Source organism: Streptomyces sp. NPDC017676, assembly GCF_044329325.1.
Taxonomy (GTDB): domain Bacteria; phylum Actinomycetota; class Actinomycetes; order Streptomycetales; family Streptomycetaceae; genus Streptomyces.
Genome location: NZ_JBIRJA010000003.1, coordinates 26,680 through 45,166, shown reverse-complemented (window position 1 = coordinate 45,166; position 18,487 = coordinate 26,680). Strand labels below are relative to the sequence as shown.

Here is an 18,487-nt window from a genome sequence, read left to right as displayed (position 1 = left end):
GCCATGCTAGCCGGGCGGGCCCGCCGGTGCCCGTGGACCGGGCCACGCTGTGGAAACAGGTCGGAAAGAGGCGGGGAAGCACCGGGTAAGAGTCTGTGAGAGGGACGCGATCCGACAGTCTCCGCGTGGCCGATACGCTAGGGGTGTGACGTTCCCGGTAGTCGGCATGGTCGGCGGGGGGCAGCTCGCGCGTATGACGCACGAGGCGGGCATCCCGTTGGGCATCAGGTTCAAGCTTCTCAGTGACACTCCTCAGGATTCCGCGGCGCAGGTCGTGAGCGACGTCGTCATCGGCGACTATCGCGACCTCGACACGCTCCGCGAGTTCGCGCGCGGTTGCGACGTGATCACCTTCGACCACGAGCACGTGCCCACCGAGCACCTGCGTGCCCTGGAGGCGGACGGCATCCCCGTGCGCCCGGGGCCGGACGCGCTGGTGCACGCCCAGGACAAGGGGGTGATGCGTGCGAAGCTCGACGCGATCGGCATCCCCTGCCCGCGGCACCGGATCGTGAGCGATCCGCAGGACGTGGTCCGGTTCGCCGAGGAGGGCGACGGCTTCCCGGTCGTCCTCAAGACGGTCCGCGGCGGCTACGACGGCAAGGGCGTGTGGGTCGTCGACAACGCCGAGGAGGCGGCCGAGCCGTTCCGCGCCGGCGTGCCCGTCCTCGCCGAGGAGAAGGTCGACTACGTCCGCGAGCTGGCCGCCAACGTCGTACGCTCCCCGCACGGTCAGGCCGTGGCCTACCCGGTGGTGGAGTCGCAGCAGGTCAACGGCGTCTGCGACACGGTCATAGCCCCCGCGCCGGACCTGGAGGAGGACCTGGCGCTGCACGCCGAGCAGCTGGCGCTGACCATCGCCAAGGAGCTCGGCGTCGTCGGGCACCTCGCCGTCGAGCTGTTCCAGACCCGCGACGGCCGCATCCTCGTCAACGAACTGGCGATGCGCCCGCACAACTCCGGCCACTGGAGCATGGACGGCGCGATCACCTCGCAGTTCGCCAACCACGTCCGCGCGGTCCTGGACCTGCCGCTGGGCGACCCGCGCCCGCGCGCCAAGTGGACCGTGATGGTCAACGTCCTGGGTGGCGACTTCCCGGACATGTACTCCGCGTACTTGCACTGCATGGCCCGTGACCCCAAGCTCAAGATCCACATGTACGGCAAGGACGTGAAGCCGGGCCGCAAGGTCGGACACGTCAACACCTACGGCGACGACCTGGACGACGTGCTGGAGCGCGCCCGTCACGCAGCCGGCTACCTGAGAGGCACCATCACCGAATGAGCCCCGTTGTTGGCATCGTCATGGGGTCGGACTCCGACTGGCCCGTCATGGAAGCCGCCGCCAAGGCCCTGGACGAGTTCGAGATCGCCTACGAGGTCGACGTCGTCTCCGCGCACCGCATGCCCCGCGAGATGATCACGTACGGCGAGCAGGCCGCCGACCGCGGCCTGAAGGTGATCATCGCAGGTGCGGGCGGCGCCGCCCACCTGCCCGGCATGCTCGCCTCCGTGACCCCGCTGCCGGTCATCGGTGTGCCCGTGCCGCTGAAGTACCTGGACGGCATGGACTCCCTGCTCTCCATCGTGCAGATGCCGGCCGGTGTCCCCGTCGCCACGGTCTCCGTCGCCGGTGCCCGCAACGCCGGTCTCCTCGCCGCCCGCATCCTCGCCGCGCACGACGAGGACCTGCTGCACCGGATGCGCGACTTCCAGCAGGACCTCAACGACCAGGCCACCGAGAAGGGCAAGCGGCTGCGCTCCAAGGTCGAGGGCGCGGGCAGCGGCTTCGGCTTCGGGAAGTGACCGCCGTGGCCGCCCTGGACGAAGCCCACGCGCTGCTGCGCGAGTTCCCCGTGGTCGACGGGCACAACGACCTGCCCTGGGCGCTGCGCGAGCAGGCCGGCTACGACCTGGACGCCCTGGACATCGCCGGTGACCGGCGCGAGCGGCTGCACACCGACCTGCCGCGGCTGCGCGCGGGCGGGGTCGGCGCCCAGTACTGGTCGGTGTACGTGCCCTGCGAGCAGCCGGATCCGGTCGCGGCGACGCTGGAGCAGATCGACTGCGTCCGGCGGCTGCTGGACCGCTACCCGGCGGATCTGGCGCCCGCGCTGACCGCCGCCGACATGGAGGCGGCGCGCGGCGAGGGCCGTATCGCCTCACTCATGGGCGCCGAGGGCGGACACTCCATCGCCAACTCGCTCGGCACCCTGCGCGGCCTGTACGCGCTCGGCGTGCGCTACATGACGCTCACCCACAACGACAACGTGGACTGGGCCGACTCCGCGACCGACGCGCCGCGCGTGGGGGGGCTGTCCGCCTTCGGCCGCGAGGTCGTGGCGGAGATGAACCGCCTCGGCATGCTCGTCGACCTCTCCCACGTGGCGGCGACGACGATGCGGGACGCGCTGGACGCCACCTCCGCGCCGGTGATCTTCTCCCACTCGTCCTCCCGCGCGGTGTGCGACCACCCCCGCAACATCCCCGACGACGTCCTGGAACGCCTGCCCGCCAACGGCGGCGTGGCGATGGTGACGTTCGTGCCCAAGTTCGTGCTCCAGGCCGCCGTCGACTGGACGGCCGCGGCCGACGAGAACCTGCGCGCCCACGGCCTGCACCACCTGGACACCAACCCCGAGGCGATGAAGATCCACCGGGCCTTCGAGGAGCGCAACCCGCGTCCCGTCGCCACGGTGTCCACGGTCGCCGACCACCTGGACCACATGCGCGAGGTCGCCGGCATCGACCACCTGGGCATCGGCGGCGACTACGACGGCACCGCGTTCACCCCGGACGGCCTGAACGACGTCTCCGGCTACCCGAACCTGCTCGCCGAACTGCTGGACCGTGGCTGGTCCAAGGCCGACCTGGCCAAGCTGACCTGGCAGAACGCGGTGCGTGTGCTCGGCGCGGCCGAGGACGTCGCCCGGGACCTCCAGGCCACCCGCGCGCCGTCCCTCGCCACGATCGGGTCGCTGGACGGCACGCGCGGCGAGAACTGACCGGAGCACGCCCCGCCCGGTGAAGGCCGGGATCACCGGGCCGGGCGTCCCCGGAGCGTCACGACCGCTCGATCCGGCACAGGCAGAACGGATGCCCGGCCGGGTCGGCGTACACCTGGAAGTCCTTCGTCTCGCGGTCCTCCAGGTCCAGCGGGCGGGCGCCGAGCGCCAGCACCCGCTCGTGCGCCGCGTCGAGGTCCGCCCACGTCGGACCCGCGTCGAAGTCCAGGTGGAGCTGCTGGCCGTTGCGGTCCGCGCGCGGCCACTCCGGCGGGGTGTGTCCCTCGGCCCGCTGGAAGGCGATCCGTGGCCCGTCCGGCACCTGGAGCACGACCCAGTCGTCGTCCTCCGGCTGCGGCGTCCCCCCGGCCACCGCCGCGTAGAAGGCGGCCAGCGCGTGCGGATCGGGGCAGTCGAGCACGACGTTGCGGAAACGGGCCACGGACGCCATGGGGTCCTCCTTCGGGACGGGTCAGCAGGCGCAGAGACAGAACGGGTGCCCCGCGGGGTCCGCGTAGACACGGAAGGTCCGCTCGCGGTCCTGCGTGTCCAGCGGCTTGGCGCCCAGCTCCAGCACGCCCTTCTCCGCCGCGTCCAGGTCCTCCACCACCAGGTCCAGGTGGAACTGCTGCGACCGGTCCGCCGCGGGCCACTCCGGCGGCACGAACCCCTCCGCCCGCTGGAAGGCCAGCGCCGTCCCGTCGGGCACCTTCAGGTCCACCCACGCGCTGTCCTCGGGGTTCTCCTCCACTGTGCCGCCCAGCACACCGGCGTAGAAACCGGCCAGCGCGCGGGGGTCGGGACAGTCCAGGACGACGACGCCGAGCTTGGCGAGAGCCATGACTACCTCCTCGTAGCGTTGCAGCGTTACCTGTGGAGACGAGTAACCGGTAACCGTTACTGCATGCTCCCGCATAAGGGGTAACGTCTCAAGCATGAGCGAGAGATCGGCTGCTCCCGGCGGCCTGGCCCTGATCGAGTCCCTGGTCAACACCCTGGACATCGAGTCGGGCAGGGACGGGCTGGACACGCCGGAGGGCCGCGCCCGCCTCGGCGTCACGGAGGACGGGCTGGCCGACGCCCGGGAGCTGCGCGAGTCGCTGCGGGCCGCGCTGCTCGCGCACGCCGGACATCGGCCGCACCGCCCGGTGACCCCGCTGGGCACCCTGCTCGCACGGGCCCCGCTGTACGTCGCCGTCGACGACCACGACGGCTCGGCCCGCCTCGCCCCGGCCGACGGGGACCCGCTGCTGTCCCGGGTCGCCGCCGCCGTCGCCGAGGCGCTCGTCGCCGGCACCTGGACCCGGCTCAAGGCGTGCGAGGCCGACACCTGCCACTGGGCGTACTACGACCGCAGCCCGGCCGGGCGCGGGCGCTGGTGCTCGATGCAGGTGTGCGGGGCCCGCGCGAAGATGCGCCGCTACCGGGCGAAGGGCGCGTGAGCGGCGACGGTTTGGTGCAGAATGCGGACAGACGCCGGTTCGGCCGACTGAGCCTCGGCCGAACCGGCGTCGCCATCAGCACGCCGTGGTGCCCTACGCCTTGGGGCGGCCCATCGCGCGGTACGTCCAGCCGGCCCGGCGCCACAGCTCCGGGTCGAGGGTGTTGCGGCCGTCGAGGATCACCCGGGCCGCCGCGGCCTCGCCGAGCGCCACCGGGTCCAGCTCGCGGAACTCCCGCCACTCGGTCAGGTGCAGCACGACGTCGGCGCCCCGGGCCGCCTCCAGCGCGGAGCCGGCGTAGCCCAGGGTCGGGAAGACCTTGCGGGCGTTGTCCATGCCCTTCGGGTCGTACACGGTCACCTGGCCGCCCTGGAGGTGGATCTGGCCGGCCACGTTCAGCGCGGGCGAGTCGCGGACGTCGTCCGAGTCCGGCTTGAAGGTGGCGCCGAGCACCGCGACCCGCTTGCCGAGGAAGGACCCGCCGCCGAGCGCCTCCCGGGTCATCTCCACCATCTGGCCGCGCCGGCGCATGTTGATGGAGTCGATCTCGCGCAGGAAGGTCAGCGCCTGGTCGGCGCCCAGCTCGCCCGCGCGGGCCATGAACGCCCGGATGTCCTTGGGCAGGCAGCCACCGCCGAAGCCGATGCCGGCGCGCAGGAACTTGCGGCCGATCCGGTCGTCGTGGCCGATGGCCTCCGCGAGCTTCGCCACGTCACCGCCGGCGGCCTCGCACACCTCCGCCATCGCGTTGATGAACGAGATCTTGGTCGCGAGGAAGGAGTTCGCCGCCGTCTTCACCAGCTCGGCGGTCGGGAAGTCGGTGACCACGAAGGGCGTGCCCTCGCCGACCGGTCCGGCGTACACCTCGCGCAGCAGCTTCTCCGCACGCTCGCTGCGCACACCGACGACGATCCGGTCCGGGTGCAGGGTGTCCTGGACGGCGAACCCCTCGCGCAGGAACTCCGGGTTCCAGGCCAACTCGGCGTCGCCGCCCGCCGGGGCGTGCTCGGCCAGGTAGCCGGCCAGCCGGTCGGCGGAGCCCACCGGCACGGTCGACTTGCCGACGACCAGGGCGGGGCCGCGCAGGTGCGGGGCGAGCGAGGCGATCGCGGAGTCGACGTAACTCATGTCGCAGGCGTACTCGCCGTGCTTCTGCGGGGTGTTCACGCACACGAAGTGCACATCGCCGAAGGCGCCGACCTCGGCCCAGTCCGTGGTGAAGCGCAGCCGCCCGGTGGACCCCTCGATCCCGGCCACGTGCCGGCGCAGCAGCTCCTGGAGCCCCGGCTCGTACATGGGGGTCTCACCGCGCTCCAGCATGGCGATCTTCTCGGGTACGACGTCCAGCCCCAGCACCTCGAAGCCCAGTTCGGCCATGGCGGCGGCGTGCGTGGCGCCGAGGTAGCCGGTGCCGATCACGGTGATCTTCAGGCTCATGGGGTGCGCTCCAGCTCCGGTCCGTCGGTCCTGCTCGGTCATGCGGTGCCTGAGCATAGTCGGGCCGTCCGGCGGGCAATTTCCCCGCTGTCACCAAGCTCACGTAGGCGGGTTCACACGGGAGCTCTAAAATTCAGTTACTTAACGGTAATTAGCGTCAGTATCACTGCGTCTTTGGAGCGTGAGAGACCGTGGCCGGATCGGCTGACTTCGACCTGTACCGCCCGTCCGAGGAGCACGACATGCTCCGGGACGCCGTCCGCTCCCTGGTCGAGGCGAAGATCGCGCCGTACGCCGCGGCGGTGGACGAGGAGGCCCGCTTCCCGCAGGAGGCCCTCGACGCCCTGGTCGCGGGCGACCTGCACGCCGTGCACGTCCCCGAGGAGTACGGCGGCGCCGGCGCCGACGCGCTCGCCACGGTCATCGTGATCGAGGAGGTGGCCCGCGCCTGCGTCTCCTCCTCCCTCATCCCCGCCGTGAACAAGCTGGGCTCGCTCCCGGTGATCCTCTCCGGCGGCGAGGAGCTGAAGAAGAAGTACCTGACGCCGCTCGCCAAGGGCGACGCCATGTTCTCCTACTGCCTCTCCGAGCCGGAGGCCGGCTCCGACGCGGCCGGCATGAAGACCAAGGCGGTCCGCGACGGCGACCACTGGGTGCTCAACGGCGTGAAGCGCTGGATCACCAACGCGGGCGTCTCCGAGTACTACACGGTGATGGCCGTGACGGACCCCTCGAAGCGCTCGAAGGGCATCTCCGCGTTCGTCGTGGAGAAGTCGGACGAGGGCGTCTCCTTCGGCGCCCCGGAGAAGAAGCTCGGCATCAAGGGCTCCCCGACCCGCGAGGTCTACTTCGACAACGTCCGCATCCCCGCCGACCGCATGATCGGCGAGGAGGGCACCGGCTTCCTGACGGCCATGAAGACCCTGGACCACACCCGCATCACCATCGCGGCCCAGGCCCTCGGCGTCGCGCAGGGCGCCTTCGACTACGCCAAGGGCTACGTCCAGGAGCGCAAGCAGTTCGGCAAGCCGATCGCCGACTTCCAGGGCATCCAGTTCATGCTCGCCGACATGTCCATGAAGATCTCGGCGGCCCGTGCCCTCACCTACCAGGCCGCCGCCGCCTCCGAGCGCGGCGACGCCGACCTCACCTACCTGGGCGCCGCCGCCAAGTGCTTCGCCTCGGACGTCGCCATGGAGGTCACCACCGACGCCGTCCAGCTCCTCGGCGGCTACGGCTACACCCGTGACTACCCGGTGGAGCGCATGATGCGTGACGCCAAGATCACCCAGATCTACGAGGGCACGAACCAGGTCCAGCGCATCGTCATGGCCCGCAACCTGCCGTAACCCGACGTGCGGGACGTCGCTCCCCGGCGTAGGACGGAAGCACACGGGGCCCGCCCCGGGTCCCGCCTGCCTCCGAGGAGGAGCCATGACCCAGTCCCAGTCCGGAATGATGCCTGCCCTCACGCAGCAGATGCAGGACTGCATCGACGCCTGCATGAACTGCCACAACATCTGCGAGGAGGCCATGAGCTCCTGCATGCAGCAGGGCGGCCAGGCGCAGATGCAGATCATGCGCGCGCTCATGGACTGCTCCGAGACGACCCGTATGTGCGCCGACATGATGATGCGGCGCTCGCCCATGGCGGGCGAGATGTGCGCCGTCTGCGCGCGGGCCTGTGACATGTGCGCCGAGGCGTGTATGTCCATGCCCGACGACCAGATGATGATGCGCTGCGCCGAGGCGTGTCGTCGCTGCGCGGAGACCTGCCGGGCGATGGCGGGCGCCAGCATGTGAGCCCACCCCGGCACGGCCGAGGGCACCCCGCGGGGTGCCCTCGGACCGGTGCGTGACGGCGTCAGTTGCCGGAGACGGTGACCTTCTCGTCGTTGTTCAGCTCGTTGACCAGGGTCTTCACCTTCGCCTTGTCCCAGACGAGGTTGCCGCCCACGGAGCCGGAGATCGGCATGTTCATCGAGGTGCCGTCACCGCCGTTGACGCCCTTCATGGCCCAGAACATCGAGCCCAGGTCCCACAGCGACATGTCCTTGTCGACGATCAGGGAGTCCAGGCCCGCGCCCATGGTCGGGTAGAACTTGAACGGGTTGAGGATCGTCGAGGGGGTGGCCACCTGGTGGGCCAGGGCGGCCAGGAACTTCTGCTGGTTCTTGGTGCGCTGGAGGTCGGACGCGGCGAACGCGTGCCGGGTACGGACGAAGGCGAGCGCCTGCTGGCCGTTGAGGGTCTGCTTGCCCGCCTTGAAGTCGGCGCCCGACCACTTGTCCTTGAAGCCCTTGTCGATGTCGATCTCGACACCGCCCACCGCGTCCACGATGCTCGCGAAGCCCTGGAAGCCGATCTCCACGTAGTGGTCGATGCGCAGACCCGTGTTGGCCTCGATCGTGCGGACCAGCAGTGTCGGCCCGTCCTCGGCGTAGGTGGCGTTCAGCTTCGCGTGCCGTCCCTGAGCGGGGTAGGTCTTCCCGGACGTCGAGCCCCGGTACGACGGGACCACCACGTCCGAGTCGCGCGGCAGCGAGATCAGCGTGTCGCCGTTGTCGCCGACGTGCAGGATCATCATCGAGTCCGTGCGCTTGCCCTCGGCGCCGCCGGTGTGCAGCTTCTTCTCGTCCTCCTTGGACATGCCCTCGCGGCTGTCCGAGCCGACGATCAGGTAGTTGGTGCCGTCGCCGCCCTCCGGCCGGTCGATGACCTTCGACAGGTCGACCTCGCGGCGCAGCTTGGAGTCGGCCCAGAAGTAGGTCGCGATCGACGTGACGACCAGCACGGTCGCCAGGGTGATCGCCGTCCACTTGATCCGGCGCCGCCAGTTCGGCGCGGGGCGCGGCGACCGGGTGGGCGCCCCCGCCGTGCCGCCCGGGCCCCGGCCGCCGGAGCCGCCGTAGACCTGGCCGGTGTTGTAACCGCTGTCGTAGTCGCCGTAGCCGGCGCCCTCCTCGTGCCCCTGGCCGTCGACGTACGACGGCTGCCGTGGCACACCGGCCCCGTACGGCGGCGCCGCCGGGCCGGGGTCGCCGTACGCCGAGCGCGGTCCGGGCGGTACCGCCGGGCCGCGCTGCACCTGACGCATCACGCGGGCCCCCTCCGGCTGTGCGCCGGCACTGCCGCGTCCGTAGCGCGGGCCGCGGTTGTTGTCGGACCATCCCTCGGGCCAGTCATTCATGCGCCCCAGTGTGCAGGGCCCGGCCATGTGCTCGACAAGGGATGTGGGGAAATCAGGGCCTCGCTGTTGCGAACCCGACACAAATTCCGCGAATGAGGCTTCGGCATAAGGTAGGGGGCATGACAGACCAGGTCACGGACACGGATCCGGCGGTGGAACCGGACATCCCGGGCAAGCCCACGTCCGCCTCGCGTACCACCCTCAGCCACATCATGACCCACAACGACACCAACCTGCTGGGGACCGTGCACGGTGGCGTGATCATGAAGCTCGTCGACGACGCGGCGGGCGCCGTGGCCGGCCGGCACTCCGGCGGCCCGGCCGTCACCGCGTCCATGGACGAGATGGTGTTCCTTGAGCCGGTCCGCGTCGGTGATCTGGTGCACGTCAAGGCGCAGGTGAACTGGACCGGCCGGACCTCGATGGAGATCGGCGTCCGGGTCCTCGCCGAGCGCTGGAACGAGTCGGACCCGGCCACCCAGGTCGGCTCGGCCTACCTGGTCTTCACGGCCGTCGACGCCGACGGCAAGCCGCGCCGGGTGCCGCCGGTGATACCGGAGACCGATCGCGACCGCCGCCGCTACCAGGAGGCCCAGATCCGCCGCACCCACCGCCTGGCCCGCCGCCGGGCGATCCGGGAACTGCGGGAGAAGCGGGCGGCGGAGGGCTTCGAGGACTGACCCGAGGACTGACCCGGGGACTGGCCCGGGGACTGATCCCAGGCGCGGGGAGACGGCCTCAGCACGTCACCTCGTTGCCCCGTACGACGCTCTGCTCCGGCTGAGCCGGGTCGTCGAACCGTACCTTCCGCACCTCCTTGAACTCCGGGCCGGCCGTCACCTTCAGCAGCGGTCCCTGGCCCGGCACGGCCCGCAGCTCGCTGCCCGGCAGCGCCGCGGCCAGGGTGCGGGCGGAGCGGTCCCAGCGGGGGTCGTAGAAGACGACCGTGCGCGCCACGCGGGCGGGCGCGGTCACCGGCCGGCGGGTGGTGGCGAAGCCGGTCGCCGCGAGCGCCGCGTCGACCCGCTTGGCCAGCCCCACCGTGCCGCTGCCGTTCGCCACCTGGACCCGGATCGTGTCCGGGGACACCTCCACCGGCACCGGAGTCCGCGCCGGGTCACGGCGCGGCTGCTCCCCGGCGAGCGGCTTGTCGTCCCGCAGTGCCCCGAACAGCTGCTCCGCCTTGGCCGGGTCCCACTTCAGGGTCGAGCCGATGCCCTTGACCGGGTAGTCCATCCGCCCGATCGGGACGGTGGTGAACTCCGACGAGGACGGCGAGAAGTTCCGCATCGCGCGGCCGAGGTCGAGCAGCTCGTCGGTGCCGAAGCCCGCGTCGGCGCGCACGGAGCCGAGCACCGCCCGGGTCACGTCCCGGAACCGCATCGGGTTCAGCAGCACCCCCGAGGAGGTCGCCTTGTCCAGCAGCGCGGCCAGGAACCGCTGCTGCCGCTTCATCCGGCCCAGATCGCTGGCCCCGTCGACGTGCCGGGCCCGTACGTACTGCAGCGCCTGGCCGCCCCGGAGGGTGTACGTGCCGGGCGCGAGGTCGAGCCCGGTGTACCGGTCCTTCAGCGGCGTCGGCGTGCACACCTTGACCCCGCCGAGGACGTCCACGGTCTTCATGAAGCTGGTGAAGTCGACCTCCAGATAGTGGTCGATCTTCACATGGGTCATGCTCTCGACCGTGCGGATGGTCAGTTGGGGACCGCCCTCGGCGTAGGCCGCGTTGAGCCTGACCGGGTGCGGGCCGTGCCGCTGCCCGGTGTTCTGGTCGACGTGCGCGGGCGTCTCGGCGTAGGAGTCGCGCGGCAGGCTCACCACGGTGGCGCGCTCCCGGTCCTCCGCGATGTGCACGATCATCATGGTGTCGGTGCAGTGACAGGGTGCCCCGCCCAGCCGGTAGGCCCGCCGGTCCTGCTCGCTGAGCTTGTCGCGGCCGTCGGTGCCGACCAGCAGCACGTTCATGCCGTGCCCGGCCCGGGGCCGGTTCTTCATGTCCTTGAAGGCGTCGATCCGGGCGATGCCCGCGTCCAGGCTGGCGACCACCGCGTGCCCGATCCCGGCGGAGGCGAGCACCACGACCGACAGCGTGGTGACCGCCCGCATGGCCCAGCGGGGCCGCCGCGGCGGCCGGACCGGCCGCACCTGCCGCTCGGGCGGACGCGGCACCCGGCGGGGCGGCCGCGGGCGGCGCTGCGGGCTGGGAGCCCCTCCCGCGCTTCTGGCGGTGGAGGAGGGGGACCGGGGCGGGCTGGGCAAGGGGGACACCTCCGGACGAGGCCGTACGTGGGATCCGTGAGCACAGTAGGCCGATACGATCTCCTGCCCGCGTCGCAGGCCCGGCGGCGCGCACCCGTATCCCCCGTTCGCGGTAACGTGAGGCCCCTATGAACGCCAAGCCCGACGTGCGGCTCCCCGCAGTGTCCGTGATCATGCCCGTCCTCAACGAGGAGCGGCATCTGCGCGGGGCCGTCCAAGCGATCCTCGCGCAGGAGTACGCCGGCGAGCTGGAGGTCGTGATCGCCCTCGGTCCGTCCACGGACCGGACGGACGAGATCGCCGCCGAGCTGGTCTCGGAAGACCCGCGCGTGCACACCGTCCCGAACCCGACCGGCCGCACCCCGGCCGCGCTGAACGCGGCGATCAAGGCGTCCCGGCACCCGATCGTGGTCCGCGTCGACGGCCACGGCATGCTCTCGCCGAACTACATCGCGACCGCCGTGCGGCTCCTGGAGGAGACCGGCGCGCAGAACGTCGGCGGCATCATGCACGCCGAGGGCGAGACCGACTGGGAGCACGCGGTGGCCGCCGCGATGACCTCGAAGATCGGCGTCGGCAACGCGGCGTTCCACACCGGCGGCCAGGCCGGCCCCGCCGAGACGGTCTACCTCGGTGTCTTCCGCCGCGAGGCGCTGGAGCAGCAGGGCGGCTACAACGAGGAGTTCATCCGCGCCCAGGACTGGGAGCTGAACTTCCGCATCCGTGAGGCGGGCGGGCTCATCTGGTTCTCGCCCGAGCTGAGGGTGTCGTACCGGCCGCGGCCGTCGGTGCGGGCGCTGGCCAAGCAGTACAAGGACTACGGCCGCTGGCGGCACGTCGTCGCCCGCTACCACTCCGGCTCGATCAACCTGCGCTACCTGGCGCCGCCGACGGCGGTGTGCGCGATGGCCGCGGGCCTGGTCGTCGGCGCGGCGCTGACCCCATGGGGCTTCGTGATCCCCGGCGGCTACCTGGCCGCGATCGTCGCGGGCTCCGTCCCGGCCGGCAAGGGCCTGCCGCTGAGGGCCCGGCTGCAGATCCCGGTGGCCCTCGCCACCATGCACATGTCGTGGGGCTGGGGCTTCCTGACCAGCCCGAAGTCCCTGGCGAAGAGGGTCATCGCCTCCCGGCGGCCCGCGGTCGTGGACGCCGCCGCCTGACGGACGTGCGAAGGGCCCCTCCCGGAGTGGAAGGGGCCCTTTCACGTGCGCCGGCGCGTCACTACCACTGATAGGGGCCGTACACGTTCATGCAGTCCCCCTTGTCCGAGGCGTTGACGGCGTCGGTGCCCTCGGGCAGGTCGCCCGCCTCCGGTTCGGACTGCCTGGGATAGCTGCTGCCCGAGCGCCAGTCCGCGCCGACGACGACGGTGACCCCCGACACGTCGGTCGACTTCTTGACCGAACTCATGGGGATACCCAGCGCCTTGGCCACCGCCTGGGCGTCGCCCTCCAGGTCCGCGCTCGGGTACCGCACGACCGTCTTGTCCTCGGCGAGGCTCCCCGAGGTGTCGGCCTGCGCCCGCGTGTAGCCCTTCTGCACGAGCACCTGACCGATCGCGGACGCCCGCTGCTGCACCGGGGCCTCGGTGCCGGTCCGGGTGGCGTTCTGCACCAGCACCCCGAGCCGGCTCGGGTCGAGCGAGGGCTTCTTGGCCGGCTCGTCCTCGCCCGTGTCCTTCTTCGGCCCGGACTTCCCGCCGTTCTTGTCGAGCGGCACGTCGTCCTGGAGCATCCGCCAGAGCTGGGCGGCCTTGTCCCTGTCCGGTACGACATGGTTGTCGGGGTCGTTCGGGTCCGGGATGTTGGGCATCGTCAGGCTGGTGATGCGGTCGGTCGGCACCGACTTCATCTCCATGCCCAGGTCGTACAGCTTCTTGACCGTGCCGATCTCCTCGGAGACCTTCAGGGACTTGGTGGCCGCGTCGGCCAGGTCCATCAGCCGGCCGGTGTCGGTGAACACGTTCTGCTGCTTCAGCGTGCGGACCATCGAGTTCAGGTACATGTGCTGGGCGCGGGCCCGCATCAGGTCGCTGCCCCAGGCGTGCCGGGTGCGCAGCCACTGCAGGGCCTTCTCGCCCTTCACCTTGTGCGAGCCCCTCCTCAGCTTCAGTCCCGAACCGCCGCGCTGACTGGGCGTCGAGTGGTCCCAGACGTTCTGGTTGACGCACACCTCGACACCCCCGATCGCGTCCGCCATCCGCACCACGCCCGCGAAGTCGATCGTCATCCAGTGGTCGATGTAGACCCCGGTGAGGTTCTCCCAGGTGAGCAGGGTGCAGCCGGCCCCACCGCGGGCCAGGCTGACGTTGATGATGTCGTTCGTCGCCGGATAGACATGGTCGGTCTTGGGGTCCGTGCACTCGGGGATGTCCACCCGGGTGTCCCGGGGGATGCTCACCATGGCGGCGCTCTTGCGGTCCGCCGAGAGGTGGATGAGCATCTGCACGTCACCGAGCGGCGGGTCGCCGACGTGGTCCCTGCTGCCGCCGAGCTTCAGGTTCTCCTTGGAGTTCCGGCTGTCGGAGCCGATCAGCAGGATGTTCAGCGGGGTCTGGCCGGCCGCGTTCGGGCGGGTCCGGTGCGCCTTGGAGTCGTCGCCGTTGGCCCGCTTGCCCTTCTGGATGTTGCTGTTGAGATGCTGGTAGTAGAGATATCCGGCACCGGCCGTGCCGAGTATCACCACCGCCAGCACGGTGGCCGACCAGCGCAGCACGCGCCGTCTGCGTCGCCGCCGGTCGGTCTTCGGACCGCCTGCCCGCCGTCCGCCGCCACGCCCCCCGCCGTGCCGGCGTGAACGCGCCGGCACGGCCGAGTCGTTCGGCGCGAGGGACCTCGTGTCCTCGACCGCCGGAGCCTCCCCGCGCACCTCGCTCTGCGCCAAACTCCCTGCCCTCCCCACCCTTGCGCCAAGCAACGGGCCCGTCCCGCGTCCGGTTAGACGCTTGACGGGCCCATAGGGTTACCTACGAGGCGCACTTGACCTTGTCTGCCGTGGACTTGTCGACGTCCGGCGCCTTCGTCGGCGCCGTGAGGGAGACCCCCGCTCCCTTGAAGTCCTTGCCCAGGGTCAGTGTCATCGACGGCAGCCCCTGGGAGTTGGTCACGCTCTCGCCCGGTTTCAGCGCGGCCCCGGACAGGCCCATGATCGCGGCCAGCCGGCGTGCCTGGGCCGCCTGGTCGGGCGCGTACTCCAGCGTGGTCCTGGCCAACTGGTCAGGCGCGTTGCCCGCGTTCTCCGACTTGGTCACGCCCTCGTCGTTCTGGAGCCAGTTGAGCACCGCCTGGGCGCTGCCGGCCTGGGCGCCGCCGTTGAGGATGCGCACCCGCACCTCGGAGACGGGCGCCTTGCTGCCCTTGAGCCGGGCGGCCTGCGCGTCCTTCGCCGCCTTCTCCTTCTTCTTCACGTCGGTGAAGGAGACGTCGTTCCTGATGGCGTCGAAGACCGCCGGAGCCTTCGCCTCGTTGAGCACGACCGTGGCGTGGACCTTCTCCGCCGGGTTGTCCACGACCGGCACCGTGGTGAAGGCCAGGTTCTTCGGGTTGAGCTTGCCCAGCTCCAGACCGAGGTCCTTCAGCTTGCCGATGCTCTTGAGCTTGTCGTCGACGGTGAGCGCCTTGGTGCCCGCCTCCGCCAGCTTCACCATCTTCGTCGGGCTGGTGAGGGTGTCGTTGCCCTTCAGCTTGCGCATCAGCGCGCCCAGGAACTGCTGCTGGAGCCCGATCCGGCTCAGGTCGCCGCCGAAGCCGACGGAGTGCCGGGTGCGCACGAACGCCAGCGCCTGCTCGCCGGAGATCTTGTGCGTGCCCTTGGACAGCTTCAGATGCGATTTGGGGTCGTCGATGTCCTTGGCCAGACAGACGTCCACACCGTCGACCGCCTCGGTCAGCGTCTTGACCGCGTTGAAGTCGGCGACCATGAAGTCGTCCGGCTTGATCCCGGTCAGCTCGGTCACCGTGCGCATGGTGCAGCTCGGCGTGCGGTCGTCCTGGCCGAGGCTCTCGTTGAAGCGGACGCCCTGCGTGCCCGGGATGACCTTCTGGGTGCCGTCCTCCTGCTCGGTCGGGCAGTCCGGGACGTCCACGATCAGGTCGCGCGGGATGCTCAGCGCGGTGGCGTTGGACCGGTCCTTGGAGACGTGCAGCAGGATCGTCGTGTCGGCGTGCCCGACGCTGCCCGAGTCGCCGTAGCCCTCGTTGCCCTTGCCGGTGCGCTTGTCGGTGCCGATGAGCAGGATGTTGATCGCCTCGTCCTTGCGGAAGCCGCCGGTGCTGGCGCCGTCGTCGGACACGGAGGTGATGTTGTCGTTCAGGTGCTTGATGTAGAGGTAGCCGGCCGCCGACACGGCGACCAGCACGAACGCCATGGACCCGCCGGTCCACAGCAGCACCTTCTTCGCCGTCGACTTCTTCTTCACCGGCCGCCGGGACGCGCGCCTGCCCTGCGGCGCCTCCGGCTCACCGCCGCCCCGGCGCCGGGCCGAGCGCGGGGCCGGCACCTCGGTACCGCGCCCCCGGGGCGTCTGCCGGGTCTCACCGGTCGTCTGCCGCGCACGGCCGCCCGCCGCGTCGTCACCGTCCGGGGGGGACGGTCTGCGCGGTCCGGGGACCGGCGACTGCGCTGTGGTAGGACTCAGTCGCAGTTCGTATTCGCCGGTGTTCGGATTGAGCACCCACTGGTCTGCGGGGTCGATGTTGTCCGCCCGCCCACGGCCTTGCGCGTCCACGGTTGTCCGAATCCTCCGTCGGGGCCACGCGGCGCCTCTCCCCTCCAAGGCGCTCGGGTCTCGGTGAAACAGTGCACGACCCCGACAAAGCCCGTCGGACCTCGCGGCCAGGTGCACCGGATCGCTCACACTATCCGCCCAGTTCAGCGTCGAGCGACGCTGGTGACAAATTCGACATGCCTACAACCGGGCAATCCCCCTCATTTTCTGAACGGATTTTCCGAACGACGGTTCACCACTCCGGTGCGCGGCTCACTCACAGGTCTGTTCGGCGGCGGTCCTCCCGCGGAACGTCGGGGCGGGCGAGGGGTCGTCCGCCGCGCCGGAACCTGTGTCCTGCCCGGGAACTGCCTGTGCGTTCTCCTGGGTCACCACGACCGGCTGATCGGCCCGCAGCCGGTCGAACAGCCTCTCGGCCTCCGGCTCCACGAGTTGGTCACGGTTGGCGTCGTAGACGTACGACTCCCTCGGCACCGTCAGGAACTGGACGTGTTCGGTGGGGATCTCACGCAGCCCACGCACCAACTGGTACAAACCGCGCAGACTCGCCAGTTCCGGATCGGTGGTCAGCGAGGAGGTCGCCGCGTCCAGCACCGGGTACAGCTTCACCGGGTTCAGCAGGACGTCATTGCTCTGCACCTTGTTGACGAGCGCGCCGAGGAACCGCTGCTGCCGCTCCATCCGTTCGGTGTCGCTGCCGTTCCCCAGCGACTTGCGGGCGCGTACGAACCCGAGCGCCTGCTCCCCGTCGAGCCTGACCTTCCCCGCGGGCAGCTTCAGCTTCGCCGCCTTGTCGTCCACCGGCTCCTTCAGGCACACCTCCACGCCGTCGACGGCGTCCACCATCGCCTTGAACCCGCTGAAGTCCAGGACCATGTGGTGGTCGATCCGGATACCGGTCAGCTTCTCCACGGTCCGGATCGTGCACGCCGAACCGCCCACCTGGAAGGCGTGGTTGAACATGGCGAACACCGGATCGCTGCGCCTGCCGTCCTTCTGCCCGCAGCTCGGGACGTCCACCATCAGGTCCCGGGGCAGCGAGACGGCGGTGGCGCTGCGCCGGTCGGCGGCGAGGTGGAGCAGGATCGTCGTGTCCGACCGCTCGGTGCCGAGGTCCTTGCCGTACTTGCCGTTGCCGTCCCCGGCCCGCGTGTCGGACCCGATCAGCAGGATGTTCTGCGCCTCCCGCACCAGCGCGGTGGGCCGCTCCCGCTCGTACCGCGCCAGCTCGGCGGCGGCGGCCTCGTCGGCGGTGATGTTGGCGCTGAGCCTGGCGTAGACGACCCACCCGGCACCGGCGGCCACGACGAGGAGGACGGCCGCCCCCAGCGCGGAGTTCCGCCCCCACCGCCGCCGCCGGCGCCGTATCAGCCCGTTCCCGGTCGCGGACGCCCCGGCCCCGGGATCCGGACCGACGGGCTTGCCTGCGGTGTCGGTCACGGTAGGGCCATCCCCTCATGGCGTACGAGCGTCGCGTCCTGCACCTACGACGATGCCGGGGAGGGGGAGGGGAGGCGCCCTTTGCTACTCCGTCCGGGTGACGGCGCGCCGCCCGGTGGCCGGGGATCGCCGGAGGGGTCCTAGCGCCGCACCGCGGTCACCCTCTCGCTCTCCACCCGCTTGGCGAGCGCCTCCTCGTCCAGCCGGTCCAGATTCCGGCACAGCACCACCGAGCCCCCGACGGCCAGCGGCGAGAACAGCCCCGCGCTCAAGCCCTCCCAGGTGTCGTACGGCAGCCCCGACAGCAGCCGGGACCCGGGACCCGTGAGCCCGAGCGCCCCCGCTTCGGAAGCGGCCCGCTCGACGGCCTCGGCCCCGCTGAACTCCCGCCCGGCGACGACGAGCGCCGGCTCCTCCGGATCCACCGGGGCGAACGGGACGAACCGGTCGCCCTGACCCGGGACTTCCACGGCGTAGTCGATGAACCCGGGCGGAGTCTGCGGGAAGCGTCCGCCCAACGGCCGCAGCGCCAGAGCCACTCGCTCGCCGGAGCAGGCGCGCGCCGCGTCGAGCGAGTCCGGCCCGCTCACGACGACGTCGGCCGCCGCCGGATCCCCGGCGACGTCCGCGACCGCACCCACCGACGAACAGGCCAGCAGCCACACCGCCGTCTGCCAGTGCGCGGGCAGCAGCAGTGCGACCCGGTCGCCGGGCCCGGCGGCGAGGTCGCCCTGGAGGAGGTTGGCGGTCTTGGCCACCCAATTGGCGAAGGTGGCCACGGACAGTTCGACGCGTTCGCCCGTGGCGTCGTCGTAGAAGGTCACCAGCGGGCGGCCGGGATCCGCGGCGAGCGCGGAAGTCAGCAGGTCGGCAGGGGTGCGATCGGTGGCGTTCACCCGGGACAGGGTACGCGCGGGCGGGCGCGCGCGGCGGACGGTGGGGCCACCGGTTCGGCGGAACGCCTCCCGACAGGACGTCAGTTCATGGA

17 protein-coding genes are annotated in these 18,487 nt (G+C 71.1%); 8 read left to right on the top strand and 9 right to left on the bottom strand.

The window, feature by feature from the left end:
- The first annotated feature begins 145 nt into the window (after positions 1–145).
- The 3 genes from ACH4LD_RS07850 to ACH4LD_RS07840 are packed head-to-tail and all read left to right on the top strand — an operon-like array spanning position 146 to position 3,005.
- Positions 146–1,285, top strand: a complete 1,140-nt coding sequence (locus ACH4LD_RS07850) for a 5-(carboxyamino)imidazole ribonucleotide synthase (protein WP_132785158.1) — start codon at positions 146–148, stop codon at positions 1,283–1,285.
- Positions 1,282–1,806 (top strand): 5-(carboxyamino)imidazole ribonucleotide mutase, encoded by a 525-nt coding sequence (purE, locus tag ACH4LD_RS07845; RefSeq protein ID WP_079082684.1) that lies wholly within the window; start codon positions 1,282–1,284, stop codon positions 1,804–1,806. Before ACH4LD_RS07850 ends, purE begins: the two co-directional genes overlap by 4 nt.
- Before the next feature lie 5 nt (positions 1,807–1,811).
- Positions 1,812–3,005, top strand: a complete 1,194-nt coding sequence (locus tag ACH4LD_RS07840) for a dipeptidase (RefSeq protein WP_398055655.1) — start codon at positions 1,812–1,814, stop codon at positions 3,003–3,005.
- Between the two features lie 58 nt (positions 3,006–3,063).
- Here ACH4LD_RS07840 and ACH4LD_RS07835 read toward each other — a convergent pair whose 3' ends face one another.
- Positions 3,064–3,456, bottom strand: a complete 393-nt coding sequence (locus ACH4LD_RS07835; RefSeq protein ID WP_103809983.1) for a VOC family protein — start codon at positions 3,454–3,456, stop codon at positions 3,064–3,066.
- A gap of 21 nt (positions 3,457–3,477) precedes the next feature.
- Complete coding sequence (locus ACH4LD_RS07830) at positions 3,478–3,846, bottom strand: VOC family protein (protein WP_398055380.1); 369 nt, start codon at positions 3,844–3,846, stop codon at positions 3,478–3,480.
- 94 nt (positions 3,847–3,940) lie between these two features.
- Between ACH4LD_RS07830 and ACH4LD_RS07825 the strand changes: the two genes are divergently transcribed.
- Complete coding sequence (locus ACH4LD_RS07825; protein ID WP_398055379.1) at positions 3,941–4,447, top strand: CGNR zinc finger domain-containing protein; 507 nt, start codon at positions 3,941–3,943, stop codon at positions 4,445–4,447.
- A gap of 93 nt (positions 4,448–4,540) precedes the next feature.
- Here ACH4LD_RS07825 and ACH4LD_RS07820 read toward each other — a convergent pair whose 3' ends face one another.
- Positions 4,541–5,884: a UDP-glucose/GDP-mannose dehydrogenase family protein gene (locus tag ACH4LD_RS07820; RefSeq protein WP_132785152.1), complete on the bottom strand. Its 1,344-nt coding sequence runs from the start codon at positions 5,882–5,884 to the stop codon at positions 4,541–4,543.
- Between the two features lie 191 nt (positions 5,885–6,075).
- Here ACH4LD_RS07820 and ACH4LD_RS07815 point away from each other — a divergent pair, with 191 nt between their 5' ends.
- On the top strand, positions 6,076–7,233 hold the full coding sequence (locus ACH4LD_RS07815; RefSeq protein ID WP_132785150.1) for an acyl-CoA dehydrogenase family protein: 1,158 nt from the start codon (positions 6,076–6,078) through the stop codon (positions 7,231–7,233).
- Between the two features lie 85 nt (positions 7,234–7,318).
- Positions 7,319–7,687, top strand: coding sequence for a four-helix bundle copper-binding protein (locus ACH4LD_RS07810; protein WP_103809988.1), 369 nt, complete (start codon positions 7,319–7,321; stop codon positions 7,685–7,687).
- Between the two features lie 61 nt (positions 7,688–7,748).
- Here the strand turns inward: ACH4LD_RS07810 and ACH4LD_RS07805 are convergent, their stop codons facing one another.
- A complete protein-coding gene (locus ACH4LD_RS07805; RefSeq protein WP_398055378.1) occupies positions 7,749–9,074 on the bottom strand; it encodes an LCP family protein in 1,326 nt (441 codons plus the stop codon).
- A 119-nt stretch (positions 9,075–9,193) separates the two neighbouring features.
- Between ACH4LD_RS07805 and ACH4LD_RS07800 the strand changes: the two genes are divergently transcribed.
- Positions 9,194–9,754: an acyl-CoA thioesterase gene (locus tag ACH4LD_RS07800; protein WP_258055436.1), complete on the top strand. Its 561-nt coding sequence runs from the start codon at positions 9,194–9,196 to the stop codon at positions 9,752–9,754.
- Between the two features lie 58 nt (positions 9,755–9,812).
- Here the strand turns inward: ACH4LD_RS07800 and ACH4LD_RS07795 are convergent, their stop codons facing one another.
- Positions 9,813–11,180, bottom strand: a complete 1,368-nt coding sequence (locus tag ACH4LD_RS07795) for an LCP family protein (protein WP_132785146.1) — start codon at positions 11,178–11,180, stop codon at positions 9,813–9,815.
- Between the two features lie 281 nt (positions 11,181–11,461).
- On the opposite strand from ACH4LD_RS07795, the gene ACH4LD_RS07790 reads away from it, so the two are divergent.
- On the top strand, positions 11,462–12,493 hold the full coding sequence (locus tag ACH4LD_RS07790; protein WP_398055377.1) for a glycosyltransferase family 2 protein: 1,032 nt from the start codon (positions 11,462–11,464) through the stop codon (positions 12,491–12,493).
- Positions 12,494–12,554: 61 nt separating this feature from the next.
- On the opposite strand, the gene ACH4LD_RS07785 is transcribed toward ACH4LD_RS07790, so the two are convergent.
- The 4 genes from ACH4LD_RS07785 to ACH4LD_RS07770 form a co-directional block, all read right to left on the bottom strand.
- Positions 12,555–14,216, bottom strand: a complete 1,662-nt coding sequence (locus ACH4LD_RS07785; RefSeq protein WP_398055376.1) for an LCP family protein — start codon at positions 14,214–14,216, stop codon at positions 12,555–12,557.
- Positions 14,217–14,298: 82 nt separating this feature from the next.
- Positions 14,299–16,059: an LCP family protein gene (locus ACH4LD_RS07780; protein ID WP_398055375.1), complete on the bottom strand. Its 1,761-nt coding sequence runs from the start codon at positions 16,057–16,059 to the stop codon at positions 14,299–14,301.
- Between the two features lie 252 nt (positions 16,060–16,311).
- Positions 16,312–17,499 carry an LCP family protein gene (locus ACH4LD_RS07775; RefSeq protein WP_398055374.1) on the bottom strand — a complete coding sequence of 396 codons (1,188 nt, stop codon included), beginning with the start codon at positions 17,497–17,499 and terminating at the stop codon, positions 16,312–16,314.
- Positions 17,500–17,639: 140 nt separating this feature from the next.
- On the bottom strand, positions 17,640–18,395 hold the full coding sequence (locus tag ACH4LD_RS07770; protein WP_398055373.1) for a TIGR03089 family protein: 756 nt from the start codon (positions 18,393–18,395) through the stop codon (positions 17,640–17,642).
- Positions 18,396–18,487 lie beyond the last annotated feature (92 nt).

What these genes read in the sequence shown, in the direction of transcription:
- ACH4LD_RS07790 (WP_398055377.1), top strand. Translation starts at nt 11,462, where the DNA reads ATGAACGCCAAGCCCGACGTGCGGCTCCCCGCAGTGTCCGTGATCATG.
- ACH4LD_RS07795 (WP_132785146.1), bottom strand. Translation starts at nt 11,180, where the DNA reads ATGCGGGCGGTCACCACGCTGTCGGTCGTGGTGCTCGCCTCCGCCGGG.
- ACH4LD_RS07810 (WP_103809988.1), top strand. Translation starts at nt 7,319, where the DNA reads ATGACCCAGTCCCAGTCCGGAATGATGCCTGCCCTCACGCAGCAGATG.
- ACH4LD_RS07830 (WP_398055380.1), bottom strand. Translation starts at nt 3,846, where the DNA reads ATGGCTCTCGCCAAGCTCGGCGTCGTCGTCCTGGACTGTCCCGACCCC.
- ACH4LD_RS07820 (WP_132785152.1), bottom strand. Translation starts at nt 5,884, where the DNA reads ATGAGCCTGAAGATCACCGTGATCGGCACCGGCTACCTCGGCGCCACG.
- purE (WP_079082684.1), top strand. Translation starts at nt 1,282, where the DNA reads ATGAGCCCCGTTGTTGGCATCGTCATGGGGTCGGACTCCGACTGGCCC.
- ACH4LD_RS07800 (WP_258055436.1), top strand. Translation starts at nt 9,194, where the DNA reads ATGACAGACCAGGTCACGGACACGGATCCGGCGGTGGAACCGGACATC.
- ACH4LD_RS07805 (WP_398055378.1), bottom strand. Translation starts at nt 9,074, where the DNA reads ATGAATGACTGGCCCGAGGGATGGTCCGACAACAACCGCGGCCCGCGC.
- ACH4LD_RS07835 (WP_103809983.1), bottom strand. Translation starts at nt 3,456, where the DNA reads ATGGCGTCCGTGGCCCGTTTCCGCAACGTCGTGCTCGACTGCCCCGAT.
- ACH4LD_RS07825 (WP_398055379.1), top strand. Translation starts at nt 3,941, where the DNA reads ATGAGCGAGAGATCGGCTGCTCCCGGCGGCCTGGCCCTGATCGAGTCC.